The sequence below is a fragment of the Burkholderia cepacia genome, assembly GCF_029962485.1.
In the GTDB taxonomy this organism is placed as follows: domain Bacteria; phylum Pseudomonadota; class Gammaproteobacteria; order Burkholderiales; family Burkholderiaceae; genus Burkholderia.
On record NZ_CP073637.1, the window covers coordinates 3,073,748 to 3,099,696 of the forward strand.

Here is a 25,949-nt window from a genome sequence, read left to right on the forward strand (position 1 = left end):
AGCTTCTCCAGATGTAAGGCGAATGTATGGAAAGAACCCCTTAGTACTTGGTTCCTAGGTGTAAAGCTACCACGCCACCTGACAAATTGTAATATTTGACGGCATCGAGGCCCGCTTGTTCCATCATCGTCTTCAGCGTGTCCTGATCGGGGTGCATCCGGATAGATTCAGCAAGATACCGGTAACTTTCAGCATCTTTCGCGAACTTGTCGCCAAGCCACGGTAATACTTTGAAAGAATACAGATCGTACGCTTTTTTCAACGGATCCCAGACTTTCGAGAATTCCAGCACCATCACGCGGCCGCCGGGCTTCGTCACGCGGCGCATCTCGGCCAGCGCGGCGTCCTTGTGCGTCATGTTGCGCAGCCCGAACGCGACCGTGACCACATCGAAGTAGTTGTCCGGAAAGGGAATTTTCTCCGCGTCGCACAGCAGCGACGGCGTCACGATCCCCTTGTCGAGCAACCGGTCGCGGCCGACGCGCAGCATCGATTCGTTGATGTCCGTATGCCAGACCTCGCCTGTCGGCCCGGCCGCCTTCTTGAACGACTTCGTCAGGTCGCCGGTGCCGGCCGCGATATCGAGCACCTTGAAACCGGGGCGCACGTTCGCCTGCGCGATCGTGAACGCCTTCCACGCGCGGTGCATGCCCGCCGACATCAGGTCGTTCATCAGATCGTAGTTGCTCGCGACCGAATGGAACACCCCCGCCACTTTCTTCGCTTTTTCGTTTTCCTCGACGCTTTCGAAGCCGAAGTGGGTTTTGCTCATCGCGTTGATCCTCAGTAAATGGCAAGACGGCGCCGAGCGGGCGCCGTCGATTTCAGTGGCAGTGGCCGTGCGACGCGGAGGCCGCCTGCATCGGGGCGTCGCGCTCGACGCCCGCTGCCTTCAATTTGTCGAAATAGTCGCGCCACAGCGCGTCCTGCTGCGTCGCCAGTTCGTACAGCAGATCCCACGAGTAGATACCGGTCGAATGGCCGTCGGAGAACGTCGGCTGCAGTGCGTAGTTGCCGACGCCCTCGAGCGCCGTGATCGTCACCTCGCGCTTGCCGGTCTGCAGCGTCTCCTGGCCGGGCCCGTGTCCGCGCACCTCGGCCGACGGCGAATAGACGCGCATCAGCTCGAACGGAATCCGGTAGCTGTCGCCGTTCGGGTACTGCAATTCGAGCACGCGCGACACCGCGTGCACGACGACGCCGGACGGAATCGGCGTCGTGGAAGTCAAACCGCTCATGGTTGCCTCGAATCGGTCATGCGTTGAATTTCCTCGCGCACCGCATTGTGCAGCAGCGAGGCCTGCGCGGCGCGCGTGCGCAACAGCGCCTCGGACACGCTGCGCTGGCGCGGCGCCCAGACGGGCTGCGGGAAGTGGGCGTCGTTGGAAAAGCGCGGGATCACGTGCCAGTGCACGTGCGGCACCATGTTGCCGAGGCTCGCGAGATTCACCTTGTTCGGCTGCATCACGCGGCGCACGGCCCGCTCGACCGCGTAGACCACGCGCATCAGGTGGGCCCGCTCGGATTCGCCGAGATCGGAGAACTCGGCCACGTGCGCGCCCCAGATCACCCGGCAGAAGCCCGGGTAGTCGTGCTCGCCCGTCGCGAGAACGACGCGCACCGCATCGTCCTGCCAGAGCAGATCGCCGCCGTCTTCACGGCAAAACACGCATTCCATCGTCGCTCCCATGTGGACAGGCGCCGGCATTGCTGCGCCGGCGCCCGCTCATTCCTGGCCCGGTCGGGCGGTCGTCATGCCCGCATTAGACCAGCACGCGCTCGATCCCGCCATTGTTGGCACGTGCGACATAATCGGCCATCCAGTTCTCGCCGAGCACCTGGCGCGCAATTTCGACCACGATGTAGTCGGCTTCGAGGTTCGCATCCTCGCTGTAGCGCGACAGGCCCTGCAGGCACGACGGGCAGCTCGTCAGGATCTTCACGTCCGGGCCGTTCGCGGCCGCGGCGGCCGGCGCCGGCGCATCGCCGGCCACGACGGGAATCGCGCGCAGCTTCGCGGCGCCCTTGCGGATCTCCTCTTCCTTGCGGAAGCGGACCTGCGTCGACACGTCCGGGCGCGTGACCGCGAGCGTGCCCGATTCGCCGCAGCAGCGATCGTTCTTCTCGATCTTGTAGCCGTCCTTTTCCGCGCCCATCAGCTCGTTGACGAGCTTCACCGGGTCCATCGTCTTGATCGGCGTGTGGCACGGGTCGTGATACATGTAGCGCGTGCCCGACACGCCGTCGAGCTTCATCCCCTTCTCGAGCAGGAACTCGTGGATGTCGATGATCCGGCAGCCCGGGAAGATCTTGTCGAATTCGTAGCCCGCGAGCTGGTCGTAGCAGGTACCGCACGATACGACGACCGTCTTGATGTCGAGGTAGTTCAGCGTGTTCGCCACGCGGTGGAACAGCACGCGGTTGTCGGTGACGATCTTCTCGGCCTTGTCGTACTGGCCCGAGCCGCGCTGCGGATAGCCGCAGCACAGGTAGCCCGGCGGCAACACGGTCTGCACGCCGGCTTCCCACAGCATCGCCTGCGTCGCGAGGCCGACCTGCGAGAACAGGCGCTCGGAGCCGCAGCCCGGGAAGTAGAACACCGCTTCCGAATCGACGGTCGTCGACTTCGGGTTGCGGATGATCGGCACGATCTTGTTGTCCTCGATGTCGAGCAGCGCGCGCGCCGTCTTCTTCGGCAGGTTGCCCGGCATCTTCTTGTTGACGAAGTGGATCACCTGCTCGACGACGGGTGGCTTGCCGACCGTCGCGGGCGGGTGCTGCGTCTGCTTCGTCACGACCTTCTTCAGCATGTCGTTCGCGAAGCGCTGCACCTTGTAGCCGACGCCCATCATCACGGTGCGCGCGGCGTTGATCGTCTGCGGATTGGTCGCGTTCAGGAAGAACATGCCGGCCGCGTTGCCGGCATTGAACTTCTTCTTGCCCATCTTGCGCAACAGGTTGCGCATGTTCATCGTGACGTCGCCGAAGTCGATCTTCACCGGGCACGGCGTCGCGCACTTGTGGCACACCGTGCAGTGGTCGGCCACGTCGTTGAACTCGTCCCAGTGCTTGATCGACACGCCGCGGCGCGTCTGCTCCTCGTACAGGAACGCCTCGACCAGCAGCGACGTCGCGAGGATCTTGTTGCGCGGGCTGTACAGCAGGTTCGCGCGCGGCACGTGCGTCGCGCACACCGGCTTGCACTTGCCGCAGCGCAGGCAGTCCTTCACCGAATCGGCGATCGCGCCGATGTCGGACTGCTGCATGATCAGCGATTCGTAGCCCATCAGCCCGAAGCTGGGCGTATAGGCGTTGCGCAGATCGGCGCCGTCGAGCAGCTTGCCCTTGTTGAAACGGCCGTTCGGGTCGACGCGCTGCTTGTACGCGCGGAATTCGGCGATCTCGTCGTCGGTCAGGAACTCGAGCTTCGTGATGCCGATCCCGTGCTCGCCGGAGATCACGCCGTCGAGCGAGCGCGCCAGCTTCATGATGCGTGCGACCGACGCGTGCGCGTCCTGCAGCATCTCGTAGTTGTCGGAGTTGACCGGGATGTTCGTGTGGACGTTGCCGTCACCCGCGTGCATGTGCAGCGCGACGAACACGCGGCCACGCAGCACGCGCTTGTGGATCGCCTGCGCTTCGTCGAGGATCTGCTTGAACGCGCCGCCGTTGAAGATCGCGCGCAGTTCCGCGCGGATCTCCTGCTTCCACGAGATGCGGACCGTGCGGTCCTGCGTGATGTGGAACACGGTCGCGCCCGGCTGCTCGTCCGTGCGATCCGCGAACTTCTCGGCGAGCGCTTCGTAGCCGAGCTGCACGAGATAGTGCTGCGCCTCGCGCAGCGGCTGGTCGAGCCGGTCGCGCACGAATTCCCAGCGTGCGCGCACGCGCTTGAGCAACTCCAGCGCCTGCTGTACACGATCTTCGAGCAGCTCGGCGCTCGGGATCTCGTTCGCGTCGTCGGTCTTGCCGAGCGGCAGGTTGCCGGCGCGGAAGAACGCTTCGAGCGCGTCGACGAGCTGCAGCTTGTTCTTCAGCGACAGCTCGATGTTGATCCGCTCGATGCCGTCGGTGTACTCGCCCATCCGGTTCAGCGGGATCACGACGTCTTCGTTGATCTTGAACGCGTTCGTGTGCTTCGCGATCGCGGCCGTACGGCTGCGGTCGAGCCAGAAGCGCTTGCGCGCCTCCGCGCTGATCGCGACGAAGCCTTCGCCGCTCTTGCCGTTCGCCATCCGGATCACTTCGGACGTCGCGTGCGCGACCGCGTCGGCGTCATCGCCGACGATGTCGCCGATCAGCACCATCTTCGGGAACGCATTGCGCTTGCTCTTGGTCGCGTAGCCGACCGCGCGCAGGTAGCGCTCGTCGAGGTGCTCGAGGCCCGCGAGGATCGCGCCGCCCTGCTTCGACGTTTCAAACAGGTAATCCTTGATCTCGACGATGCTCGGGATCGCCTCGCGCGCCTGCCCGAAGAACTCGAGGCAGACGGTGCGCGTGTGCGCGGGCATCTTGTGCAGCACCCAGCGCGCGGACGTGATGAGCCCGTCGCAGCCTTCCTTCTGCACGCCCGGCAGGCCGGCGAGGAATTTGTCGGTGACGTCCTTGCCGAGCCCTTCCTTGCGGAACCGGCGGCCTTCGATCTCGAGCATCTCGGTCTTCAGCAGCTTCTCGCCCGGCGCGTACGCACCGTCGAACCACTTCAGCTCGAAACGCGCGACCGCGATGTCGTGGATCTTGCCCTGGTTGTGCTCGTGGCGCGTGACTTCGAGCCAGTTGCCGTCCGGGTCGACCATCCGCCACCAGGCCAGGTTGTCGAGCGCGGTGCCCCACAGCACGGCCTTCTTGCCGCCCGCGTTCATCGCGACGTTGCCGCCGATGCACGATGCGTCGAGCGACGTCGGATCGACCGCGAATACGTAGCCGGCCGCTTCGGCCGCCTCGGTCACGCGGCGCGTGACGACGCCCGCGCCGGAGAAGATCGTCGGCACCTTGTGCGCGACGCCCGGCAGTTCGGTCAGCTCGACCGCGCCGAGCTGTTCGAGTTTTTCGGTGTTGATGACGGCGGAGAACGGCGTGAGCGGCACCGCGCCGCCCGTGTAGCCGGTACCGCCGCCACGCGGGATCACGGTCAGGCCGAGCTCGAAGCACGCCTTGATCAGCGCCGCGATCTCGGCTTCGGTGTCGGGCGTCAGCACGACGAACGGGTATTCGACGCGCCAGTCGGTCGCGTCGGTCACGTGCGACACGCGCGACAGCCCGTCGAAGCGGATGTTGTCCTTCTCCGTGCAGCGGCCGAGCGCCTTGGTCGCGCGGCGGCGCAGGTCGGCCATCTTCTCGAATTCGTCGGCGAACTCGTTGACCGCGCGCTGCGCGGCGGTTTCGAGCATCTCGACGCGCGATGCGCGCTCGCGGCCCGCGTCGTCGCGATGCTCGGTGAGATCCGCGCTGCGGCGCTTGCCGATCTCGGTCAGGCGGTGGTTCAGCGCCTCGATCAGCAGCGCGCGGCGCTTCGGGTTGTCGAGCAGGTCGTCCTGCAGGTACGGATTGCGGCGCACGACCCAGATGTCGCCGAGCACTTCATACAGCATCCGTGCCGAGCGGCCCGTGCGGCGCTCGGCACGCAGTTCGTCGAGCACCGACCACGCCTCTTCGCCGAGCAGGCGGATCACGATCTCGCGATCCGAGAAGGACGTGTAGTTATAGGGAATCTCGCGCAAGCGGGGCGCGGGGTCAGCGGCGACGGCGGCGGCCGCGCCATGCGGATCGAAAACTTGTGGTGCGTTCATGTTCGGACGACTCGGAGGGCCGATACACCGTGCACGGGCGTCGGCAAGCGCGTGGGCGCAATCTTGGGGAAATCTGTTCTGTTACCAGGCGCGCGGCTGTCCTTCATGGGGCCGGAGCGGGCGACTTGCCCCTCCTGGCCGGCGACAGGGCCTGGCGGCACTCGGAACGATCAGCACGATCGCGCGCGGCGCGCATGCCGTTCGGCCGCGGGGCTGGCTGCGCGCGGCGTCGGCTTCAACGGTGCGATCCGAGGGTGCCTCTGCATCTTCCGATCCTTGATTCAAAACGGAATTCTAACCCATGATCGGGCCATCCGTGACACGCCGGACAGGTCGTGGGGCTATCGCCTCCAGCCGCGCCGGGCGGGGTTCGGCGCGGTTTCGTGCGATCATTCGCCGCCCGTCCGGTCGGTAACCGTACGGTTAAGCCGGTAAAAAAAGGACGCTCCGCGTCGCGCACACCCCCTGCGCGCGCCGCTGCGACCGCTCGCCCGGCATGCCGCTTGCGTGCGGGCGGACCCTTGGCGCTATCATTGACCTTTTACCGTTTGCTTCCGCACTGCACGCGAGCGCCCATGGCACCCCACGATTACCTGAAAAAAATCCTCACCGCGCGCGTCTACGACGTCGCGATCGAGACGGAACTCGAACCCGCCCGCAACCTGTCGGCCCGGCTGCACAATGCCGTCTACCTGAAGCGCGAGGACAACCAGCCGGTGTTCTCGTTCAAGCTGCGCGGCGCGTACAACAAGATGGCGCACATTCCGGCCGACGCGCTCGCGCGCGGCGTGATTACGGCATCGGCCGGCAATCACGCGCAGGGGGTCGCGTTCTCGGCAGCCCGGATGGGCGTGAAGGCCGTGATCGTCGTGCCGGTCACGACGCCGCAGGTGAAGGTCGATGCGGTGCGCGCGCACGGCGGCCCGAGCGTCGAGGTGATCCAGGCGGGCGAATCGTACAGCGACGCGTATGCGCACGCGGTGAAGGTGCAGCAGGAGCGCGACCTCACGTTCGTCCACCCGTTCGACGATCCGTACGTGATCGCCGGCCAGGGCACGATCGCGATGGAAATCCTGCGCCAGCACCAGGGCCCGATCCACGCGATCTTCGTGCCGATCGGCGGCGGCGGGCTCGCGTCCGGCGTCGCCGCGTACGTGAAGGCCGTGCGCCCGGAGATCAAGGTCATTGGCGTGCAGGCCGAGGATTCGTGCGCGATGGCGCAGTCGCTGGATGCCGGCGAGCGCATCGAGCTGAGCGAGGTCGGCCTGTTCGCGGACGGCACGGCGGTGAAGCTCGTCGGCGAGGAAACCTTCCGGCTGTGCCGCGAATTCCTCGACGGCGTCGTAACGGTCAACACCGACGCGCTGTGCGCGGCGATCAAGGATGTCTTCCAGGACACGCGCAGCGTGCTCGAGCCGTCCGGCGCGCTCGCGGTCGCGGGCGCGAAGCTGTACGCGGAACGCGAAGGCATCGAGAACCAGACGCTCGTCGCGGTCACGTCCGGCGCGAACATGAACTTCGACCGGATGCGCTTCGTGGCCGAACGCGCGGAAGTCGGCGAGGCGCGCGAAGCCGTGTTCGCGGTCACGATCCCCGAGGAACGCGGCAGCTTCAAGCGCTTCTGCTCGCTCGTCGGCGACCGCAACGTCACCGAGTTCAACTACCGGATCGCCGATGCGCAGTCCGCGCACATCTTCGTCGGCGTGCAGATCAAGCGTCGCGGCGAATCGGCGGAGATCGCCGCGAACTTCGAGTCGCACGGTTTCAAGAGCGTCGACCTGACGCACGACGAGCTGTCGAAGGAGCACATCCGCTACATGGTCGGCGGCCGCTCGCCGCTCGCGCTCGACGAGCGCCTGTTCCGCTTCGAATTTCCGGAACGGCCGGGCGCGCTGATGAAGTTCCTGTCGTCGATGGCGCCGGACTGGAACATCAGCCTGTTCCACTACCGTAACCAGGGCGCGGACTACAGCTCGATCCTCGTCGGGCTGCAGGTGCCGCAGGCCGATCGCGCCGAATTCGAACGCTTCCTCGCGGCACTCGGCTATCCGTATGTCGAAGAGAGCGCCAACCCGGCTTACCGCCTCTTCCTGTCGTAAAGGCGTCAAACGATGAATCCCGAACATTCCCCGCTCGGCAAGGCCACCGTCTACGCGGCGCAGTACGACGCGTCGCTGCTGTTCCCGATCCCGCGCGCCGGTGCGCGCGAGCAGCTCGGCATCACATCGGCGCTGCCGTTCTTCGGCACCGACATCTGGAACGCATACGAGCTGTCGTGGCTCAATGCGCGCGGCAAGCCGCAGGTCGCGGTCGCGACGTTCTACGTGCCGGCCGAGTCGCCGGCCATCGTCGAATCGAAGTCGTTCAAGCTGTATCTCGGCTCGTTCGCGCAGTCAAAGTTCGACTCGATCGACGCGGTGCGCGACGTGCTGAAGCGCGACGTGTCGGCCGCGTGCGGCGCGACCGTGTCGGTGCAGCTCGTGTCGGCGCACGATTTCGGCAAGCTCGAGATGGACGAGCTCGACGGGCTGTCGCTCGACCGCCTCGATCTCGATACCGACATCTACGAACCCGATCCGTCGCTGCTGTCGGCCGCCGAGGACGAAGCGCCGGTCGAGGAGACGCTCGTGTCCGACCTGCTGCGCTCGAACTGCCCGGTCACGGGCCAGCCCGACTGGGGCAGCGTGCAGGTCCACTACGTCGGGCCGCAGATCGACCACGCGGGCCTGCTGCGCTACATCATCTCGTTCCGCAATCACACGGGCTTTCACGAGCAGTGCGTCGAGCGGATCTTCCTCGACATCCTGCATGCATGCAAACCGGTGAAGCTCGCGGTGTACGCGCGCTACACGCGTCGCGGCGGGCTCGACATCAACCCGTTCCGCACCAACTACAACCAGCCGATGCCGGACAACGCACGCACCGCGCGGCAGTGACGACGGCGGGTGACCGCCGCAGTTCGCAGTGCCCGGTTGGCGACGCGTGGCCGCCCCCCCCAGACAAAACGGCCCGACCGGATTCAACCGGCCGGGCCGTTTTTCATTGCACGCGGGAGCGCGGACGGCCCGCGCTCACCGGCTTGCCGGCCGCTCCGGCAGGATCTCCACCAAGCGCAGCAGGTAACCGTCGGGATCCTGTACCAGCACCTCGATCTGGCCATGCTCGATCTCGTCCTCCCGATACCAGGACGTACGCGGCTCGACGAACAGCGTCACGCCCGCGGCGCGAATCCTGTCGAGAATGAGATCGAGCGCATCGACCTCGATCTGAAAATTGATCCCGCGCCCGAACGGCGGCTCAAGCGGGCCGGTCAGCCAGCCCTCCGCGCTGTACTGCTCGAGCATCAGCTGAGCCCGCCCGATTTCAAGATAGGCGAAGCCGTCTTCCGGACGTTCGAAGCGAATCCGGAATCCCAGCACGTCACGATAGAAGCGAACGCTTCCGGCAAGGTCGGAGCAGATCAGCTCCGGCACCAACGCAGCCCATTCCATGTATTTCTCGTCCGTATGGTCATGCGGCACATTACATGAACCGGCGGGTGGCGTTGCGGCGGTTGCCGCAGCAGGAACGTGGAGCAACGGTCGAACCGTGCGCGCCACATGACAAAACGGGCCCGGCGCACGTGAATGCGCCGGGCCCGTTGCGTAGCGGCTCGCCGTTGCGGCGTTACTTCGCCGGCGCCTTGTACGCGATGCAGTCGACTTCGACCTTGCAGTCGATGACCATGCTCGACTGCACGCACGCGCGTGCCGGCGGATGCTCGCCGAAGTACGACACGAACACCTTGTTGAACGACGCGAAATCGCGCGCGTCGTCGAGCCACACGCCGCAGCGCACGACGTGTTCGAGGCCGTAGCCGGCTTCCTTCAGGATCGCGATCACGTTCTCGATCGTCTGCTTCGACTGCGTGACGATCCCGCCTTCGACGACCTCGCCGTTCACCATCGGCGTCTGGCCCGACACGTACAGCCAGCCGTCGGCCTCGACCGCACGCGCGAACGGCATCACCTGGCCGCCAGTTCCCTTCGCTTCGCCCACGCCATATCGCTTCATCGTTTCACTCCTCACATTTCGGTTACGGATGCGCGCGCCGGCTGCGGCACGCGCGGAAGATCGGAACAACCGCCACGCTCAGAACGCGGCGTCGGCACTCGCCGCCACGCGCTCGCCGCGCGCGACGAAGCCGCCAGCGCGCTCGCCGGTCGGCTGGCCGTTTTCATAAGTCAGCACGCCGTTCACCCACACCGCGTCGATCCCGTGCGCGGGCTGCTGCGGTTTCTCGAACGTCGCCGCGTCGATCACGCGCGCCGGATCGAACAGCACGAGATCGGCGTAGTAGCCGACCTGCACTTCGCCGCGCTTCGCGATCCCGTAGCGGCGCGCGGACAGCGACGTCATCTTGCGAATCGCCTCCTCGAGCGGCAGCAGGTTCGTGTCGCGCACGTAATGGCCGAGCACGCGCGGGAACGCCCCCCACAGCCGCGGATGCGGCAGCGGATCGTTCGGCAGGCCGTCGGAGCCGACCATCGTCGCGGGGTGCGACAGGATCCGGCGCACGTCGTCCTCCGACATGTTGTGGTACACGGCGCCGGCCGGGCGGATGCGCTGCGCGGCTTCCTGCTCGGTCACGCCCCAGTCGGCCGCGATCGCCTTCAGCAGCTTGCCCGCGACTTCCGGGTGCGGCTCCGACCACGTGATCGTGATGTCGATGTCGCCCGTCACCTGCTTCAGGTCGAGCGTCGACGAGCTGCGGCTGTACGGATAGCAGTCGCAGCCGACCGGCTGGTAACGACGCGCGCCTTCGAGCGAGGCGAGCACCTCCGTGCTGCGCCCCCAGTTCGACGGGCCCGCGCATTTCAGGTGCGAAATCACGACCGGCACGCGCGCATGGCGGCCGACCTGGTACGCCTCCTCCATCGCATCGAGGATCGCGTCGAATTCGGTACGCATGTGCGTCGTGTACAGCGCGCCGGCTTTCGCGAGCGGCTCGGCGAGCGCCATCACTTCCTCGGCCGGCGCCGCGAACGCGGAGCCATACGCGAGGCCCGACGACAGGCCGAGTGCGCCGTTCGCGAGCGCCTCCTCGAGCTGCGTGCGCATCCCGGCGATCTCGCCGTCGGTCGCCGCGCGGTCGAGGCGGTCCATCTGGTTGTTGCGCAGCGCCGTGTGGCCGACGAGCGCCGCGACGTTGACGGCCGGATGCGCGGCGTTCACGGCCGCGACGTAGTCGGCGAAGGTCGGGTACTGGAACGCGCCGCGCTCGCCGAGCAGATTCATCGGATCGGGCGGATCGCCGGCGAGCGTCACCGGCGATGCGCTGATCCCGCAGTTGCCGACGATCACGGTCGTCACGCCCTGCGAGATCTTCGGGATCATCTCCGGCGCGCGGATCACGTGCGTGTCGTCGTGCGTGTGCACGTCGACGAAGCCCGGCGCCAACGCGCGGCCGTTCGCATCGACGACGTTCTCGGCCAGCCAGTTCGACAGGTTGCCGATCGCAGCGATCTGGCCGTTGCGGATCGCGACGTCGCGCGTGACGGGCGGTGCGCCGGTGCCGTCGTACAGCTGCGCGCCGACGATCAGCGTATCGGCGGCTTCGGGATGCGAATGCATGGTCAGTCTCCTACCGGTTGACGGTCTCCGCCGCCGCGGTGCGCATCGAGCGCATGCTTGATGCGGCGCAGCGATTCTCGGCCCGCATCGCCGAGCCGCAATGCGACTCCGGTGACGAGCACGTCGATCGCCATCATCATCGCGTAACGCGATGTCGAAGGCTTGTAAATGAAATCGGTTTCGAATGCGACGACCGGGATCAGGTGGTCGGCGAGCTTCGCGAGCGGCGACGCCGGCGCGGTGATCGCGATCAGCTTCGCGCCGTAGCGCTTCGCGAGCCGGCAGCTTTCGAGCAGCTCGGGCACGCGCCCGCTCACCGACAGCGCGACGACGACGGTGTCGCGCGACAGCGTCGCGGCCACCATCCGCTGCAGCACGCTGTCCTGATAGCTCGCGACCGGCCGGCCGAAGCGCACGAGCCGGAAGCGCAGCTCGTCGGCGAGCGCGGTGGAGCCGCCGCCCTGCCCGTACACGTACGTCATCTTCGCGCTGGTGAGCAGGTCGGCCGCTGCCTCGAACGACGTGTTGCGCAGCAACTGGTGGTTGTGCGCGAGCGCCACGCGGATCTCGTCGTAGACCATCGACGCGGGGCTCGCATCGTCGGCCGGTGCGTCGTCGGACGGCACCAGGAAGCGCTGGCCGACGGCCGCCGCCTGCGCGACGAGCACCTTCAGTTCGCGTACGTCGCGGCAGCCGACGGCTTTTGCAAAACGCGTGACCGTCGCGACGCTGACTTCCGCGTCGCGCGCGAGCGCGCCGATGCTCGCATGCGCGGCGCGCGCAAGATCGGCGAGGATGAACGCGGCGACCTTGCGCTCGGCTTCGCGCAGCTCGGGCGCGCATTCGGCGATCCGCGCGACGATGTCGAGGACCGGCGCGGCAGCCGCAGCCGGCTGGAGCGGGGCCGCGAGCGGAGCGGACGGGGAAGCGGGCGTATTCATCTGCGGATAAGGGTGCGAAGCTTGATGTTACTAAATAACATCACCGCGCAGATGCTACTTTCTGTACCATCTGCGTGTCAACTTCAGTGCAATGCATAGTGATGATGGAGCGGGATGACATGAAAGTTACAAACTATCAGGAAGCGACGATCGACCCGTTCGGCAAGGGTCTGGGCAATCTGCCGAGCGCGAGCGTGCCGCTCGGCGACGCAGGCCGGCTCGAATGGAACCTGCTCGCCGAAGACGTCAGCCTGCCGGCCGCCGTGCTTTACGAAGACCGCGTCGAACACAATCTGAACTGGATGCAGGCATTCGTCCAGAAGTATGGCGTGCAGTTCGCGCCGCACGGCAAGACGACGATGGCGCCGCAACTGTTCCGCCGCCAGCTCGACGCCGGCGCGTGGGGCATCACGCTCGCGACCGCGCACCAGACGCAGGCCGCGTATCACGGCGGCGTGCGGCGCGTGCTGCTCGCGAACCAGCTGGTCGGCCGCCAGAACATGACGATCATCGCCGGGCTGCTGTCGGATCCCGATTTCGAATTCTTCTGCCTCGTCGATTCCGCGGAAAGCGTCGACCAGCTCGGCCGCTTCTTCGGCGACGCGAAGAAATCGCTGAACGTGCTGATCGAGCTCGGCGTGCCGGGCGGCCGTGCGGGCGTGCGCGATGCCGCGCAGCGCGAGGCCGTGCTGGCCGCGATCGCGCGCTATCCCGATACGTTGAAGCTGGCCGGCATCGAACTCTATGAAGGCGTGCTGAAAGAGGAAGGCGAGATCCGCACGTTCCTGCAGGAAGCCGTCGCGCTTACGCGCGAACTCGCCGAGGCAGGCCGCTTCGCGCGCACGCCGGCGATCCTGTCCGGCGCCGGTTCGGCGTGGTACGACGTGGTCGCGGAAGAGTTCAGGAAGGCGTCCGACGCGGGCTTCGCGGAAGTCGTGCTGCGTCCGGGCTGCTACCTGACGCACGACGTCGGCATCTACAAGAAGGCGCAGACCGACGTGTTCGCACGCAACCCGATCGCGCGCACGATGGGCGAAGGGCTGCTGCCGGCGCTGCAGCTGTGGGCGTACGTGCAGTCGGTGCCGGAGCAGAATCGCGCGATCGTCGCGCTCGGCAAGCGCGACGCGGCGTTCGACGCGGGCCTGCCCGAGCCGGCACGCCACTTCCGCCCGGGCCGCGACACCGCGCCGCGCGACGTCGCCGCGACCGAAGGCTGGGCCGTGACCGGGATGATGGACCAGCACGCGTACCTGCAGATCCCGCCGGGCGCGGACGTGAAGGTCGGCGACATGGTCGCGTTCGACATCTCGCACCCGTGCCTGACGTTCGACAAGTGGCGCCAGGTGCTCGTGCTCGATCCGCAGTTCCGCGTGACGGAAGTCGTCGAAACGTTCTTCTGACGCCCATTGCGCGCCCCGCCCCGCCGCTCGCGCGGGGCGGCCGTCACGCGCGCTTCAATCTGCCGGAGTACACTGCGCTTTCGTCCTCGGGGCCCCTCGCGGCCGTTGCGCACGGCGCGAACGGGCCTTCAACGCTGCTTCACTGGAGAAAGCCATGGCCGCGAAGAAGATCCTGTTCCTGACCGGCGATTTCGCCGAAGACTACGAAACGATGGTGCCGTTCCAGGCGCTGCAGGCCGTCGGCCACCACGTCGATGCAGTCTGCCCGGGCAAGCGCGCGGGCGACAAGATCAAGACCGCGATCCACGATTTCGAAGGCGACCAGACCTACACCGAAAAGCCCGGCCACCAGTTCACGCTGAATGCCGCATTCGACGACGTCGACGCCGCGCGCTACGACGCACTCGCGATCGCGGGCGGCCGTGCCCCCGAATACCTGCGACTGGATCCGAAGGTGATCTCGCTCGTGCGCGAGTTCGCCGAAGCCGGCAAGCCGATCGCCGCGATCTGCCATGCGGCACAACTGCTCGCCGCCGCCGACGTGATCCGCGGCAAGCGCATTTCGGCCTACCCGGCGTGCGCACCCGAGGTGAAGCTCGCGGGCGGCGAATACGCGGACATCCCGGTCGACGCGGCCGTGACCGACGCGCCGTTCGTCACCGCACCCGCCTGGCCCGCGCACCCGGCCTGGCTCGCGCAGTTCCTCGCGCTGCTGGGCACGCGCATCGAGCTGTGAACCTGAATCGAATCGGGAAGGGATGATGTGCCGGCCGGCGGCGCGCTCGCGCCGCCCTGCCCGGCGTTTCAGCGCGCGACCGGCGCCGGACCGACGTCCGCGATGCGCGTTTCCAGCATCGCGAGCGCACCCGACAGCGCATTCAGCACGTCGTCCGGCAACTGCGCCATCGTCTGTTCGATGAACGCCTTGCGGCGCGGCAGGCACGCGTCGAATGCCGCGCGGCCTTCGTCCGTCAGCGTGACGTTGGTCACGCGGTTGTCGCGTGCATCGGATTCGCGCTGGATCCACCCGAGCGCATCGAGCGACTTCAACTGGCGCGTGAGCGCGCCCGGATCGATGCGCAGCACTTCGACGAGCTTCTTCTGCGACGAATGCCCGCCCATCGTGTGCAGCGCGACCATGATGCGCCAGCGCGGCATCGGCTGCCCGACGTGCGCTTCAAACGCGGTCATGAACGCGCGATACGTGCGTCCGAATTGCTGCAAGATCGCGACGCGGTCCTGTTCTTCCATGCGCTGATTTCGTTTCCGGTAAATCGTTGAATCGTTGAATCGCCTGATCGGTCAATCGGCCGCGACGTGCGGCTCGATCTTGCGCCGCAGCGCGATCGGCGGCACCCGACGGCACTGCCACACCGACACCACGGCGATGACGGCCGCCATCGCGACGCCCAGGTGAATCGCACCGACGAGCGATTCGCGGGCCGCTTCCAGCAGCAGCGCGCCATTATGCCCGGCACGCGTCAGCTCGGCGACGAGACCGCCCTGCGCCGCGCGATCGATCAGGATCTGCGGATCGGCGAGCTGCGCATGCCACTGCATCGCATGATCGGCCGTCAGCGCGTTGCGCACGCCGCCCGAGTACATCTGGTTGACGAGCGTGCCCGTCAGCGCGGTGCCGAGCATCCCGCCGACCATCCGCAGCGACTGCAGCAGCGCCGTCGCGATGCCGAGGTGCTCGCGGCCGGCTGCCTGCTGCGCGAATACGGTGAGGTTCGGCAATACGAAACCGAGCCCGATGCCGCCCGCGACCATCAGCGCCATCAGCATCCAGGTCGGCGTCGTGTGGGTCGACACGACGATGCCCGCGCACGCGATCGCGAACAGCACGAAGCCGACGTGCAGCATCGCGTTCGGATTGCGGATGCGCGTAACGACGCGGCCATTCATGATGCTGCCGATCGTGATGAACACGACGAGCGGCGTGATCACGAGCCCGGCTTCCTTCGGCGACATCCCGAAGCCGCCCTGGAACAGCAGCGGCGCGTAGAACAGCAGCGAGAACATCGAGAAGCCGGCGAGGATCGCGAGGACGAACAGCGCCGACAGCGCGCGGTTGCCGAACATGTCGAACGGCAGAATCGGCTGCGCGCAGCGCTTCTCCCAGTGCCACAGGCCGACACCGGCCGCGACCGCGACGACGAGCAGCAGCGACGCCCAGCTCGCGACGCCGTACTTCGGCAGCCATTCGACGAACAGCTGCAACGCGCCGAGCGACAGCGCGATCAGCAGCGCGCCCGGCCAGTCGAGCCGCATCTTGCGATCGTGCGCGACGTGGCGCAGGTGCGGCAGGTAGCGCCACACGAAGAACAGCGACAGCAGGCCGACCGGCAGGTTCACGTAGAACACCGAGCGCCAGCCGAACGACTGGGTCAGCACGCCGCCGAGCGACGGGCCGACCGCGTTCGCGATGCCGAACGCCGAGCTCATCAGCACCTGCCAGCGCAGCCGCACGACGGAATCGGGGAACAGGTCGGGAATGCACGCGAACGCGGTGCCGACCAGCATCCCGCCGCCGATCCCCTGCAGCCCGCGCGCGAGCACGAGGTACAGCATGTCGTTGGCCATCCCGCACAGCACGGATGCAGCGGTGAACACGACGATCGACACGATCACGAACGGCTTGCGGCCGTAATAATCGCCGAGCCGGCCGAAGATCGGCACCGTGATCACGGAACTGAGCAGGTACGAGGTCGCGACCCATGCGTACAGGTCGAAACCGCGAAGCTCGGCGACGATGGTCGGCAGCGCGGTGCCGACGACGGTCTGGTCGAGTGCGACCAGCATGGTCACGAACGAGATCCCGATCATCGCCATCAGCGATTCGCGGAACGGCAGGACTTGCCCGCTCGAATGATGGGCGGCAGTGTGGACGGCCATTTTTTGTTGATGCAACTTTTGACGAGTCAAACAATCTCAAAATTCTAGCACGGCGGAGTAATCTAGGCTGGCGACGGTCAAACCGACCCCGGCCGCCAAGGAGAAAGATGGAACCGATTTCAATCACCCCTGCAACGACGCTTTCGCAGGAGGATCGGGACGCGCTGTGGCGCGCGAAGCAGGTGCTGGAAAGCCCGTCGCTGACGATGAAGCTGACCGGCATGCTCGGCGCCCCGGTCGAGAAAATGATCGCTCGGCTGCCCGATTTCGCGACCGGCAAGATCAACGATGCGACACAGCTCGCGCTGCGCAAGTGCCTGAACATCGCGCTGCGCACGCTCGGCAAGCCGCCGGCGCCCGACGCCGAGCCCGACAAGCCGAGCAACCTGCTGCACAAGCTCGCGGTCGCGACGACCGGCGCGGCGGGCGGCGCGTTCGGCTTTCTCGCGTTGCCGGTCGAACTGCCGGTGACGACCACGCTGATCTTTCGCTCGGTGTGCGACATCGCGCGCAGCGAGGGCGAAGACCTGACGTCGGTCGACACGCAGTTGCAATGCCTGGCCGTGCTCGGCATGGGCGGCAGCACGGACAAGCAGGAAGAGGACGCCGACCTCGGCTATTTCGTACTGCGTGGCGCGCTTGCCCAGGCGATTTCGAAGGCGTCGTCGGACATCACGACGAAAGGGATCGCCGCGCACAGCTCGGCGGCCGTGTTCAAGCTCGTGCAGACGGTGGCGTCGCGCTTCTCGGTGCAGGTGACCGAGCAGATGGCCGCGAAGTCGATCCCGGCGATCGGCGCCGTGCTCGGCGCGACCGTCAACACGCTATTCATCGACCACTTCCAGCAGATGGCACACGGCCACTTCACGGTGCGCCGGCTCGAGCGCAAGTACGGCTCGGTGGCCGTCAAGGCCGCCTATCAGGCGATCGACGCCTCGCCGACGCGCTGAACCGCACGCTCGACCGCGACGCGGCGCAGGAACGCGGCCGCGCGGTCGAGCGCGTCGCGCGCTTCCGGCACCATCGGCGCGTACAGCTGCCATACGTGCGGCATGTCCGGCCACACCTCGATCTCCACCGCCACGCCGGCCGCCTTCGCCTTCTCGGCGACGCGGCGCGAATCGTCGAGCAGCACTTCGGTGCTGCCGACCTGGATATACAGCGGCGGCAGGCCCGTGAAGTCCGCATAGAGCGGCGATGCGTATGGATGCGTCGCGGGCGCGTCGCCGAGGTACAGCTTCGCGGCCTTCGGCAGCGCCGCGCCGGCAAACATCGGATCGGCGCCGTCGTTCGTGCGCAGCGTCGCGCCGGTGGCCGCGAGATCGGTCCACGGGGAGAACAGGATCGCGCCGGCCGGCAACGGCTCGCCACGGTCGCGCAGTGCAACGAGCGTCGCGAGCGCGAGGCCGCCGCCCGCCGAATCGCCGCCGAGCACGATCGACTCGGGCGGCGTGCCGAGCGCCAGCAGTTGCCGATAGGCGGCGAGCGCGTCGTCAAGCGCGGCGGGAAAGCGGTTTTCGGGCGCGAGCCGGTAGTCGAGCGAGAACGAGCGCACGCCCGCGCGCTTCGTCAGGCCGAACACGAGCGGCCGGTGGGTCTTCGTCGAACAGAAGTAATAGCCGCCGCCATGGATGTACAGCAGCGTGCGGCCGGGCCCGCGACCCGCGCTCGCGTCGGTGCGCTCGAGCCATTCGCCGCGCAGCGGCGCGTCGCCCGCGCCATGACACTGGCGCAGCCGGTAGCCCGACGGCGCGCGGCGCGGCACGACCATCCGCAAGTCGGTAAAGCGCCGCGCACGCGCGGGATCGAGCACCTCGCGCGTGGTCTCGGGACGAAACTGCCAGCGCAGCAGCCAGCAGGCGAACTTGCTTTGCCAACTCATCGGACGCACTCCGTAATCGCAGTGTGACGATGGTACGTGCGAACGTTCCCGCACCGCTCGACAGGTGCCTCTAAATCAAACGCCGATGCTCAGTTCGCCGGCATCACCTGGCCGCGGATCTCGCCGGCCGGGTGCTCCTTCGTATGGACGTTGAAGTACCACTTGCCGCCCATCAGGTCGGTGACCTGCGCGTCGGTGAGTTCCTTCGAACCCTTGATCGGGCTCGCCAGCTCGTCCTTCGGAATCGGCACCTGCACGCCGGCGTTCTGGCCGACCGGTGCGGGCCCGTGGAAATGCGCGGCAGTGGCCGGCCCCGTGAGGTGTTCATAAGTTGCGATCCACTGCAGCGTATGGGTGGCCGTGTCGTACGTGGCGTCGACGCTACCCGAACCCTTGGTCGCCGTCGGCGGCACTTCACTCGACGGCTGGAGGCTGGCGGACAGGCGCACCGTTTCGGCGGCGGCGCTGCCGGCGGCCAGCACGCCCGCGAGTAACGCGACCTGGAGCAAACGCAGCTTGAGCATGGACTCTCCTTGTACGACGTTGTACGCCGCCCGAACGGGGGCGCCAGATAGGATGGTAGTCGATCGCCGCCGTTGCGGGAGCCCACCGAACGGCCATGCTGCGAATCGTCGCAGCGCGACGCGCAGCGTCACGTCAGTCTGCGTCAACCTGGAACGGACCTTTGCAACCCGACGGCTGAATCCGCGCGCGGCCTTTCGCTACACTTCGTTTCACAGTTGCTTGTTTCCTTCGTCCGAAGGAGTCTGCGAGTATTCACGCGGCCACCCGGCCGCGTTTTTTTTGCGTGCGCCGCCGGCACACGCGGCACGTCACGCGCGATAGCCGGGATCGATGCGATCGACGATACGCTGCAGCGCGTCGAACGCGTCCTGCCCCGCGCCATGCTTCGGATCGAAATTCAGCGAATCGCGCACGCATCCTTCGAGCACCGGCGGCGCGATCGGCAGCGCATCGCCAATCGCATGCGTCGCGACCTGCACCTCGCACGCGCGGTTGAGCAGCCACATCAGCGAGAACGTCTGCGCGAGCGTCGCGCCGATCGTCACCGGTCCGTGGTTGCGCAGCAGCAGCACGGGCCGCCCGCCCGCGCTCTCGACGATGCGCCGCCCCTCCTCCAGATGCACGGTGATGCCCTCGAAGTCGTGATACGCGATCTTCCCGTACAGCTGCGCCGAATAGAAGTTGGAAAACGACAGCCCGTCACGCGAACAGCACACGGCCATCGTGGGCGTCGTATGGACATGCATCACGCAGTGCGCGTCGGGCAGCGCCGCATGGATCGCGCTGTGAAACGTGAAGCCGGCCGGATTGATCGGCCAGTCGGAATGCCCGATCAGGTTGCCGTCGATGTCGATCTTCACGAGGTTCGACGCACATACCTCGCGGTAATGGAGCCCGAACGGGTTGATCAGGAAATGCCCGTCCTCGTCCGGTACGCGCAGCGAAATGTGGTTGTAGATCAGCTCGGTCCAGCCGAGGTAATCGAAGATGCGGTAGGCGGCCGCGAGCTGCACGCGCGCCTGCCATTCGGCTTCGGAGAAGCGGGCCGGACGCGTGAACGGCTGGTTCGGTACACGTTGCATGGGGAACTCCGGTTGCGGGTATGCGTGGCGCGGGCCGTCGGGCCGTCGGGCCGTGTCGTCAAACTGCCACGCCGCCACGATGGTTGCGCACACAACCATATCACCTTCCCCGCACCGCGTTAACGCGGGTTTAGCCGGAGCGCTTCCGTCCCCTTAAAGCTGGTCGTCGACCGGCAGCAGCATGAAGATGCCCGTCATCAGGTTGCGCATCAGCCCTGCGTGCGGATCGACGTGATAGGTCGTCGGCTTGCCGTCGTCGGTACCCGTCCACTCGAGTTCGGGCGACCCGCCGCCGGCCGGCGCGACGAGGCTCACGCGATAGCTTTCGTCCGGCTGCGTCGCGCGCGCGAAGATCTTCGCGACCTGCTCGGCGAGCGTCGGGCTATGGATCACCAGCGCCAACTCGGTATTCAGGTGCGCGGAACGCGGATCGAGGTTCATCGAGCCGATCACGAGGATTTTCCGGTCGATCACGTACGCCTTCGCGTGCAGGCTCGCGCGCGAACGCGATCCGAACAGGCGCGGACGCTGGCGCCCCGGCTGCGCCTTGAACTCGAACAGTTCGACGCCGTGCTGCAGCAGCGGCACGCGGTAGGGCCCATAGCCGGCCTGCACGGCGACCGCGTCGGTCGCGGCGAGCGAATTCGTCAGGATCGCGACGCGCACGCCGCGCGCGGTCGTGTCGCCGAGGATCTTCACGCCCGCGTCGTGCGGCACGAAGTACGGCGAGAACGCGAGGAATTCCTGCTGCGCGCCGCGCGTCAGCTCGACGAGCCGCTGCATCGGCGGGCTCACGTACGCGTCGGTCGGCTGCGCGACCTTGTCGGGCGCGTCGACCTTGAACTCGGCCGGCGCCCACACGAGCCCGAGTTCGTCGCGCGCAATCTGCTGCGCGAGCGGCGTCGCATTCAGCGGCTTCGCGTTGTATGGCTCGGCGTTCTGGCGCCAATGGTTGCGCAGCTCGTCGCGCATCGCGTCGAGCTCCTTCGGATCGAAAGCCTGATGATTCAGCACCCGCAACGGATAGCTGCTCGCGCTCGCCCAGTACGTGTCGAAACTCGCCGAGACATCGTTCGTCACGGGGCCGGCGGCGAGCACGTCGAGATCGCGAAACTGCAGCGTCGGGCTCGCGCTGAAGTATTCGTCGCCGAGATTGCGGCCGCCGACGATCGCGATCTGGTTGTCCGCGAGCATCGCCTTGTTGTGCATCCGGCGCGTGAAGCTGTCGATCCGCGTGAAGAAGTTGGTCGTGCGCTCGACCATCCGCTGCCGCGACGCGCCGAACGGGTTGAACACGCGAATCTCGATGTTCGGATGCGTGTTCAGCGCGGCCATCACGCGGTCGATATCGCGGAAGTTCAGGTCGTCGACCAGCATCCGCACGCGCACGCCGCGATCGGCCGCGTACAGCGCCGCGGCGAGCAGCAGCTTGCCCGTCGTGTCCTCGGTCGTGATGTAGTACTGCATGTCGAGCGTCTTCGTCGCGGCGCGTGCGAGCGCGATGCGCATCTGCAACGCCTGCGCGCCGTCGGCGAGCAGCCGGAAGCCCGACTGGCCCGGATGCGCGGCCTCGGGCGCGGCCAGCGCGTCGCGCAACGGCGTCGCGGTATCGGGCGGCAGCGCGTGGGAAACCGGGCGATCGAGCGTGGTGGCGGGCGGATGCGTCGCGCACGCGGCGACGAGCGACAGCAGTGCGCAAACGGCCAGCGCACGGGCCGGGCGGCATGCGGCACGCCATGACGGCGCGGCCGGCGCGCGCCGGATGAAAGACGTGAGCACGGGAGCTTCCTCGACTGGCGGAACGACGGTCCGCATTCGCCGCGGCGCGCGGCTGGCGCGCGGTTCCGGCCGATTCTAGTGGGCGGCCGATGAACCGGTCAATCGCGCGGGCGGCACCCGGCGGCTCCCGGCAGCTCGCGCGCGGCGGCTTGCCGGGGGTGATGCCCGCGCACGCCAGATTCGCCCGCCGGACGGGCCGCGACCCGAAGCGGTCCAACCAATCTCACTGCGCATCGCCGCTGCGCTCGAAATGGCTGCGCACGTAGTCAATATGCGTCTGCATCGCGGTGCGCGCCTCTTCGGGCCGCTGCGCGCAGATCGCGTCGCACACGACGCGGTGCTGCAGCAACAGCAGCTCGGACGCCTGCTCGTCGTGCGTCGTCATGCCCGCCACGTTGATCGAGATGTGCTCGCGCAGCATCCCGATCACGCTCGTATGCAGGTGCAGGAACATCGTGTTGTGCGACGCGAGCGCGATCGCCTCGTGCAGCTTCGCGTCGGTCGCGGCTTCGACGGCCGCCGCACCGTTCGCATGCGCGGTTTCGAGCTCGCGCAGCAGCGTGCGGATCCGGCGCCGGTCGTTTGCATCCGCACGCAGCGCGGCGAAATACGCAGTCGCGCCTTCGAGCACGCGGCGGAATTCGAGGATGTCATCGCGCAGCGCCGGATGATCGGCGACCAGCTGGCCCCACGGCGAGGCAATACCCGCGCGTAGCTGGTCCGTCACGTAAACGCCCGCGCCGCGCCGGCTCTGCAGCAGCCCGCGCGCGACGAGCCGCTGCGTCGCCTCGCGCACCGTATTGCGTGCGACGCCGTACTGCTGCGCGAGCACACGCTCGGCCGGCAGCCGCGCGCCGGCCGGCCAGGTGCCGTCGAGCAGCGCCGTCTCGATCTTGCGCATCACCACTTCGGTCCGGCCTCGTGCCGTCATCGCTGCCATCGTCGCGTCTCCCCGCGGAATGCGTGTCGCGCCGATTGGCCCAACCAATTTGAGCTGCGGCGCCGTCGCGGGAATTATGCAGCGAAATCGTCGACCCGCATGCCGGGCCGTCGCCTCTGGAGCGAGACATGAACGAAAGGCAGTACCCCGCCGCCATCCCCGCGCACGTCTATCTGTTCGCGACCTGCCTGGTCGACCTGTTCGTCCCCGAAGCGGGGCTCGACGCGGTCCGACTGCTGGAGCGCGAAGGGTTGACCGTCCACTATCCGCGCGGCCAGAGCTGCTGCGGGCAGCCGGCCTACAGCAGCGGCAATCCCGACGAAGCGCGCCGCGTCGCGGCCGCGCAGCTCGACCTGTTCGCCGAAGCGTGGCCCGTGATCGTGCCGTCCGGCTCGTGCGCTGGCATGATCCGGCACCATTGGCCCGCGCTGTTCGCCGACGATCCCGTCAACGGCCCGAAGGTCCGCGCGATCGCCGACCGGACCTACGAACTCGCTGAATTCCTCGTCCACGTGCTCGACGTGCAGCTCGACGCGGCCACGGCCAGCGCCGGGCCCGACGAGCGCGTCGTGCTGCACACGTCGTGCGCGGCACGCCGCGAGATGGGCACGCGCGTGCATGGTGTCGCGCTCGTCGACGCGCTGCCGGGCATCACGCGGATCGAACACGAACGCGAATCCGAATGCTGCGGCTTCGGCGGCACGTTCTCGCTGAAACATCCGGACATCTCCGGCGCGATGGTGCGCGACAAGGTCGCGTCGGCCTGCGCGACCGGCTGCGACCGGCTCGTGTCCGCCGACTGCGGCTGCCTGCTGAACATCGGCCACGCCGCGGCCAAGGCCGATGCACCGCTGCCGGTCGAGCATCTCGCGAGCTTCCTGTGGCGGCGCACGGCCGGCGCCGCGTCGTTGCGCGGAGACAAGCAATGAGCGCGCGCGCCGCCATTCTCGCAAGGCTGCGCGCCGCCGCGCCGGGCGTCGTCGCGACGGCCGCCCCCGCGCTCGACGCACGCATCGACACGCATTACGACACGCGCCGCGCGTCGACCGAACGCGACCCGCACGCGCTCGCGCAGGCAATGCAGGCCGCACTGGCCGCGTCGCACGCGGACGTCTGGTGCGCGACCGCCGAGGCATGGCCCGCGCAGCTTGCCGCGCGCCTCGCCGATGCCGGCGTGCGCCGCCTGCTGCTCGACCCGGCCCGCGCCGAATCCGCCGCGCTCGCCCGCGCACTGCCCGACGCAGTCGCACCGGTGCCGTTCGACCGGCCGATCGACGCATGGAAAGCCGAACTGTTCGACACGATCGACGCGGGCTTCACCGTCGCGCGCTCAGGCATCGCGGCCACCGGCACCGTCGTCCTCGCACCCGATGCCGGCTCGCCGCGCACGGTGTCGCTGGTACCGCCGCTGCATGTCGCGCTCGTTCACGCGAACACGCTGCATGCCGACCTGCACGCGGCCGTGCATGCGGAGCGCTGGCACACCGGCATGCCGACCAATCTCGTGCTGGTGTCGGGCCCGTCGAAGACTTCCGACATCCAGCAGACGCTCGCCTACGGCGCACACGGCCCGCGCCGCCTGTGGGTCGTGATCGTCACCGATTCGGCCTTCCGGTCGATCGTACCCACCAGCGAGGACCAGCCGCGATGAGCGACCATACGCTGCAATTCGTCACGCCCGGCGACTTCAAGGCCCGCGCACGTGCCGCGCTCGACGATCCCGCATTGCGTCAGAGCTTTCGCGGCGCGATGGACTTCCTGCAAGGCAAGCGCGCGACGCAATTCCCCGACGACGCCGAACTGCAGCAGCTGCGCGATCTCGGCGAAGCCGTACGCCAGCACGCGCTCGCGCAACTGCCCGCGCTGCTCGAACGGCTGGAGACGAAGCTCACCGAAGCCGGCGTGCACGTGCACTGGGCCGAGACGGCCGCCGACGCGAACGCGATCGTGCTCGGCATCGCGCAGGCGCAGAAGGCGCGCCGCGTGATCAAGGGCAAGTCGATGGCGAGCGAGGAAATCGAGCTGAACCATTACCTCGCGGAGCACGGCGTCGACTGCATCGAATCCGACATGGGCGAGTTCATCGTGCAGCTCGCGGGCGAGAAGCCGTCGCATATCGTGATGCCGGCGATCCACAAGACGCGCGGCGACATCGCCGAGCTGTTCGAGGCACACATCCCCGGCACGCGCTACACGGAAGACGTCGACGAACTGATCCAGACCGGCCGTCGCGCACTGCGCCGCGCGTTCGCCGAAGCGGACATCGGTCTCTCGGGCGTGAACTTCGCGGCGGCCGACACGGGCACGCTGTGGCTCGTCGAGAACGAAGGCAACGGCCGCCTGTCGACGACGGTGCCCGACACGCACATCGCGATCATGGGCATCGAAAAGGTCGTCGAGAAGCTCGAGCACATCGTGCCGCTGTCGAGCCTGCTCACGCGCTCGGCCACCGGCCAGGCGATCACGACCTACTTCAACCTGATCTCGGGCCCGCGCCGCGACGGTGAACGCGACGGCCCGCGCGAGCTGCATCTCGTGCTGCTCGACAACGGCCGCACGCAGGCATACGCGGACGACCAGCTGCGCGCGACGCTGCAGTGCATCCGCTGCGGCGCGTGCATGAACCACTGCCCCGTCTACACGCGCATCGGCGGCCACGCGTACGGCACCACCTACCCGGGCCCGATCGGCAAGATCATCTCGCCGCACCTGCTCGGCCTCGACGCGACGGCCGACCTGCCGACCGCGTCGACGCTGTGCGGCGCATGCGGCGAGGTCTGCCCGGTGCGGATCCCGATCCCGCAACTGCTCGTGCGGCTGCGCACCGAGGCGAACCGCAAGCCCGACGAACCCGTCGCGCATCCGCTGCGCGGCCAGGGCGCGAACTACAACCGCGCGGAAGACCTCGTGTGGCGCTTCTGGTCGGGCGCGTTCGCGCATCCGCGCGCGTACCGCGCCTTCCGCTGGACCGCGACGCGCCTGCGTGCGCTGACGCCCACGAAACAGATGGGCTGGACACAGCACCGCACGCCGCTCGAACCGGCGCCGCGCAGCCTGTCCGACCTGCTGCGCGCGCGCGGCCAGCCCGAATAGCCCATTC

The 25,949-nt window shown here is 67.5% G+C and carries 23 protein-coding genes; 8 read left to right on the forward strand and 15 right to left on the reverse strand.

Features of this window, described 5'->3' with window-relative positions:
- Positions 1–40 precede the first annotated feature (40 nt).
- The 4 genes from ubiE to KEC55_RS14345 all read right to left on the reverse strand — a co-directional run bounded on the left by ubiE (position 41) and on the right by KEC55_RS14345 (position 5,789).
- Positions 41–772, reverse strand: coding sequence for a bifunctional demethylmenaquinone methyltransferase/2-methoxy-6-polyprenyl-1,4-benzoquinol methylase UbiE (gene ubiE, locus KEC55_RS14330; protein ID WP_122946245.1), 732 nt, complete (start codon positions 770–772; stop codon positions 41–43).
- Positions 773–824: 52 nt separating this feature from the next.
- Positions 825–1,238 carry a gamma-butyrobetaine hydroxylase-like domain-containing protein gene (locus KEC55_RS14335; RefSeq protein ID WP_034188995.1) on the reverse strand — a complete coding sequence of 138 codons (414 nt, stop codon included), beginning with the start codon at positions 1,236–1,238 and terminating at the stop codon, positions 825–827.
- The gene (locus KEC55_RS14340) at positions 1,235–1,678 is read right to left on the reverse strand and encodes an HIT family protein (RefSeq protein WP_282507533.1); all 444 of its coding nucleotides are present in this window, start codon (positions 1,676–1,678) and stop codon (positions 1,235–1,237) included. Before KEC55_RS14340 ends, KEC55_RS14335 begins: the two co-directional genes overlap by 4 nt.
- 85 nt (positions 1,679–1,763) lie before the next feature.
- Positions 1,764–5,789: a DUF3683 domain-containing protein gene (locus KEC55_RS14345; RefSeq protein ID WP_282505954.1), complete on the reverse strand. Its 4,026-nt coding sequence runs from the start codon at positions 5,787–5,789 to the stop codon at positions 1,764–1,766.
- Between the two features lie 575 nt (positions 5,790–6,364).
- Between KEC55_RS14345 and ilvA the strand changes: the two genes are divergently transcribed.
- Together ilvA and queF are read left to right on the forward strand one after the other, a co-directional pair.
- A complete protein-coding gene (gene ilvA / locus KEC55_RS14350) occupies positions 6,365–7,888 on the forward strand; it encodes a threonine ammonia-lyase, biosynthetic (RefSeq protein ID WP_176050322.1) in 1,524 nt (507 codons plus the stop codon).
- 12 nt (positions 7,889–7,900) lie between these two features.
- The gene (gene queF, locus KEC55_RS14355) at positions 7,901–8,725 is read left to right on the forward strand and encodes an NADPH-dependent 7-cyano-7-deazaguanine reductase QueF (RefSeq protein WP_282505955.1); all 825 of its coding nucleotides are present in this window, start codon (positions 7,901–7,903) and stop codon (positions 8,723–8,725) included.
- A gap of 135 nt (positions 8,726–8,860) precedes the next feature.
- Here the strand turns inward: queF and KEC55_RS14360 are convergent, their stop codons facing one another.
- The 4 genes from KEC55_RS14360 to KEC55_RS14375 all read right to left on the reverse strand — a co-directional run bounded on the left by KEC55_RS14360 (position 8,861) and on the right by KEC55_RS14375 (position 12,343).
- Positions 8,861–9,280 carry a bleomycin resistance protein gene (locus KEC55_RS14360; protein WP_282505956.1) on the reverse strand — a complete coding sequence of 140 codons (420 nt, stop codon included), beginning with the start codon at positions 9,278–9,280 and terminating at the stop codon, positions 8,861–8,863.
- 175 nt (positions 9,281–9,455) lie between these two features.
- Positions 9,456–9,842 carry a RidA family protein gene (locus KEC55_RS14365; protein ID WP_006751946.1) on the reverse strand — a complete coding sequence of 129 codons (387 nt, stop codon included), beginning with the start codon at positions 9,840–9,842 and terminating at the stop codon, positions 9,456–9,458.
- A 78-nt stretch (positions 9,843–9,920) separates the two neighbouring features.
- Positions 9,921–11,402, reverse strand: a complete 1,482-nt coding sequence (locus KEC55_RS14370) for an N-acyl-D-amino-acid deacylase family protein (protein WP_282505957.1) — start codon at positions 11,400–11,402, stop codon at positions 9,921–9,923.
- Between the two features lie 2 nt (positions 11,403–11,404).
- Positions 11,405–12,343 carry a MurR/RpiR family transcriptional regulator gene (locus tag KEC55_RS14375; RefSeq protein ID WP_282505958.1) on the reverse strand — a complete coding sequence of 313 codons (939 nt, stop codon included), beginning with the start codon at positions 12,341–12,343 and terminating at the stop codon, positions 11,405–11,407.
- Positions 12,344–12,462: 119 nt separating this feature from the next.
- Here KEC55_RS14375 and KEC55_RS14380 point away from each other — a divergent pair, with 119 nt between their 5' ends.
- Together KEC55_RS14380 and KEC55_RS14385 are read left to right on the forward strand one after the other, a co-directional pair.
- Complete coding sequence (locus KEC55_RS14380) at positions 12,463–13,743, forward strand: amino acid deaminase (RefSeq protein WP_282505959.1); 1,281 nt, start codon at positions 12,463–12,465, stop codon at positions 13,741–13,743.
- A gap of 154 nt (positions 13,744–13,897) precedes the next feature.
- Complete coding sequence (locus KEC55_RS14385) at positions 13,898–14,479, forward strand: DJ-1/PfpI family protein (RefSeq protein WP_006487930.1); 582 nt, start codon at positions 13,898–13,900, stop codon at positions 14,477–14,479.
- A gap of 68 nt (positions 14,480–14,547) precedes the next feature.
- Here KEC55_RS14385 and KEC55_RS14390 read toward each other — a convergent pair whose 3' ends face one another.
- Both KEC55_RS14390 and KEC55_RS14395 read right to left on the reverse strand, forming a co-directional pair.
- Positions 14,548–14,994 carry a MarR family winged helix-turn-helix transcriptional regulator gene (locus KEC55_RS14390; protein ID WP_282505960.1) on the reverse strand — a complete coding sequence of 149 codons (447 nt, stop codon included), beginning with the start codon at positions 14,992–14,994 and terminating at the stop codon, positions 14,548–14,550.
- Between the two features lie 51 nt (positions 14,995–15,045).
- Positions 15,046–16,641, reverse strand: coding sequence for an MDR family MFS transporter (locus tag KEC55_RS14395; protein WP_282505961.1), 1,596 nt, complete (start codon positions 16,639–16,641; stop codon positions 15,046–15,048).
- Between the two features lie 107 nt (positions 16,642–16,748).
- Here KEC55_RS14395 and KEC55_RS14400 point away from each other — a divergent pair, with 107 nt between their 5' ends.
- Positions 16,749–17,591 (forward strand): EcsC family protein, encoded by an 843-nt coding sequence (locus KEC55_RS14400; protein ID WP_282505962.1) that lies wholly within the window; start codon positions 16,749–16,751, stop codon positions 17,589–17,591.
- On the opposite strand, the gene KEC55_RS14405 is transcribed toward KEC55_RS14400, so the two are convergent.
- The 5 genes from KEC55_RS14405 to KEC55_RS14425 all read right to left on the reverse strand — a co-directional run bounded on the left by KEC55_RS14405 (position 17,561) and on the right by KEC55_RS14425 (position 22,849).
- Positions 17,561–18,523 carry an alpha/beta hydrolase gene (locus KEC55_RS14405; protein WP_282505963.1) on the reverse strand — a complete coding sequence of 321 codons (963 nt, stop codon included), beginning with the start codon at positions 18,521–18,523 and terminating at the stop codon, positions 17,561–17,563. The genes KEC55_RS14400 and KEC55_RS14405 overlap by 31 nt on opposite strands.
- An 89-nt stretch (positions 18,524–18,612) precedes the next feature.
- The gene (locus KEC55_RS14410; protein WP_176050331.1) at positions 18,613–19,047 is read right to left on the reverse strand and encodes a CHRD domain-containing protein; all 435 of its coding nucleotides are present in this window, start codon (positions 19,045–19,047) and stop codon (positions 18,613–18,615) included.
- A gap of 309 nt (positions 19,048–19,356) precedes the next feature.
- Complete coding sequence (locus KEC55_RS14415; protein WP_176050332.1) at positions 19,357–20,130, reverse strand: class II aldolase/adducin family protein; 774 nt, start codon at positions 20,128–20,130, stop codon at positions 19,357–19,359.
- Between the two features lie 153 nt (positions 20,131–20,283).
- Positions 20,284–21,909, reverse strand: coding sequence for a phospholipase D family protein (locus KEC55_RS14420; RefSeq protein WP_282505964.1), 1,626 nt, complete (start codon positions 21,907–21,909; stop codon positions 20,284–20,286).
- 223 nt (positions 21,910–22,132) lie between these two features.
- Positions 22,133–22,849, reverse strand: a complete 717-nt coding sequence (locus tag KEC55_RS14425; protein ID WP_176050334.1) for a FadR/GntR family transcriptional regulator — start codon at positions 22,847–22,849, stop codon at positions 22,133–22,135.
- 128 nt (positions 22,850–22,977) lie between these two features.
- Between KEC55_RS14425 and KEC55_RS14430 the strand changes: the two genes are divergently transcribed.
- The 3 genes from KEC55_RS14430 to KEC55_RS14440 are packed head-to-tail and all read left to right on the forward strand — an operon-like array spanning position 22,978 to position 25,942.
- The gene (locus KEC55_RS14430) at positions 22,978–23,778 is read left to right on the forward strand and encodes a (Fe-S)-binding protein (RefSeq protein ID WP_282505965.1); all 801 of its coding nucleotides are present in this window, start codon (positions 22,978–22,980) and stop codon (positions 23,776–23,778) included.
- Positions 23,775–24,500 (forward strand): LutC/YkgG family protein, encoded by a 726-nt coding sequence (locus KEC55_RS14435; protein WP_282505966.1) that lies wholly within the window; start codon positions 23,775–23,777, stop codon positions 24,498–24,500. The genes KEC55_RS14430 and KEC55_RS14435 overlap by 4 nt, the downstream gene beginning before the upstream one ends.
- Positions 24,497–25,942, forward strand: coding sequence for a LutB/LldF family L-lactate oxidation iron-sulfur protein (locus tag KEC55_RS14440; protein ID WP_282505967.1), 1,446 nt, complete (start codon positions 24,497–24,499; stop codon positions 25,940–25,942). The genes KEC55_RS14435 and KEC55_RS14440 overlap by 4 nt, the downstream gene beginning before the upstream one ends.
- Positions 25,943–25,949 lie beyond the last annotated feature (7 nt).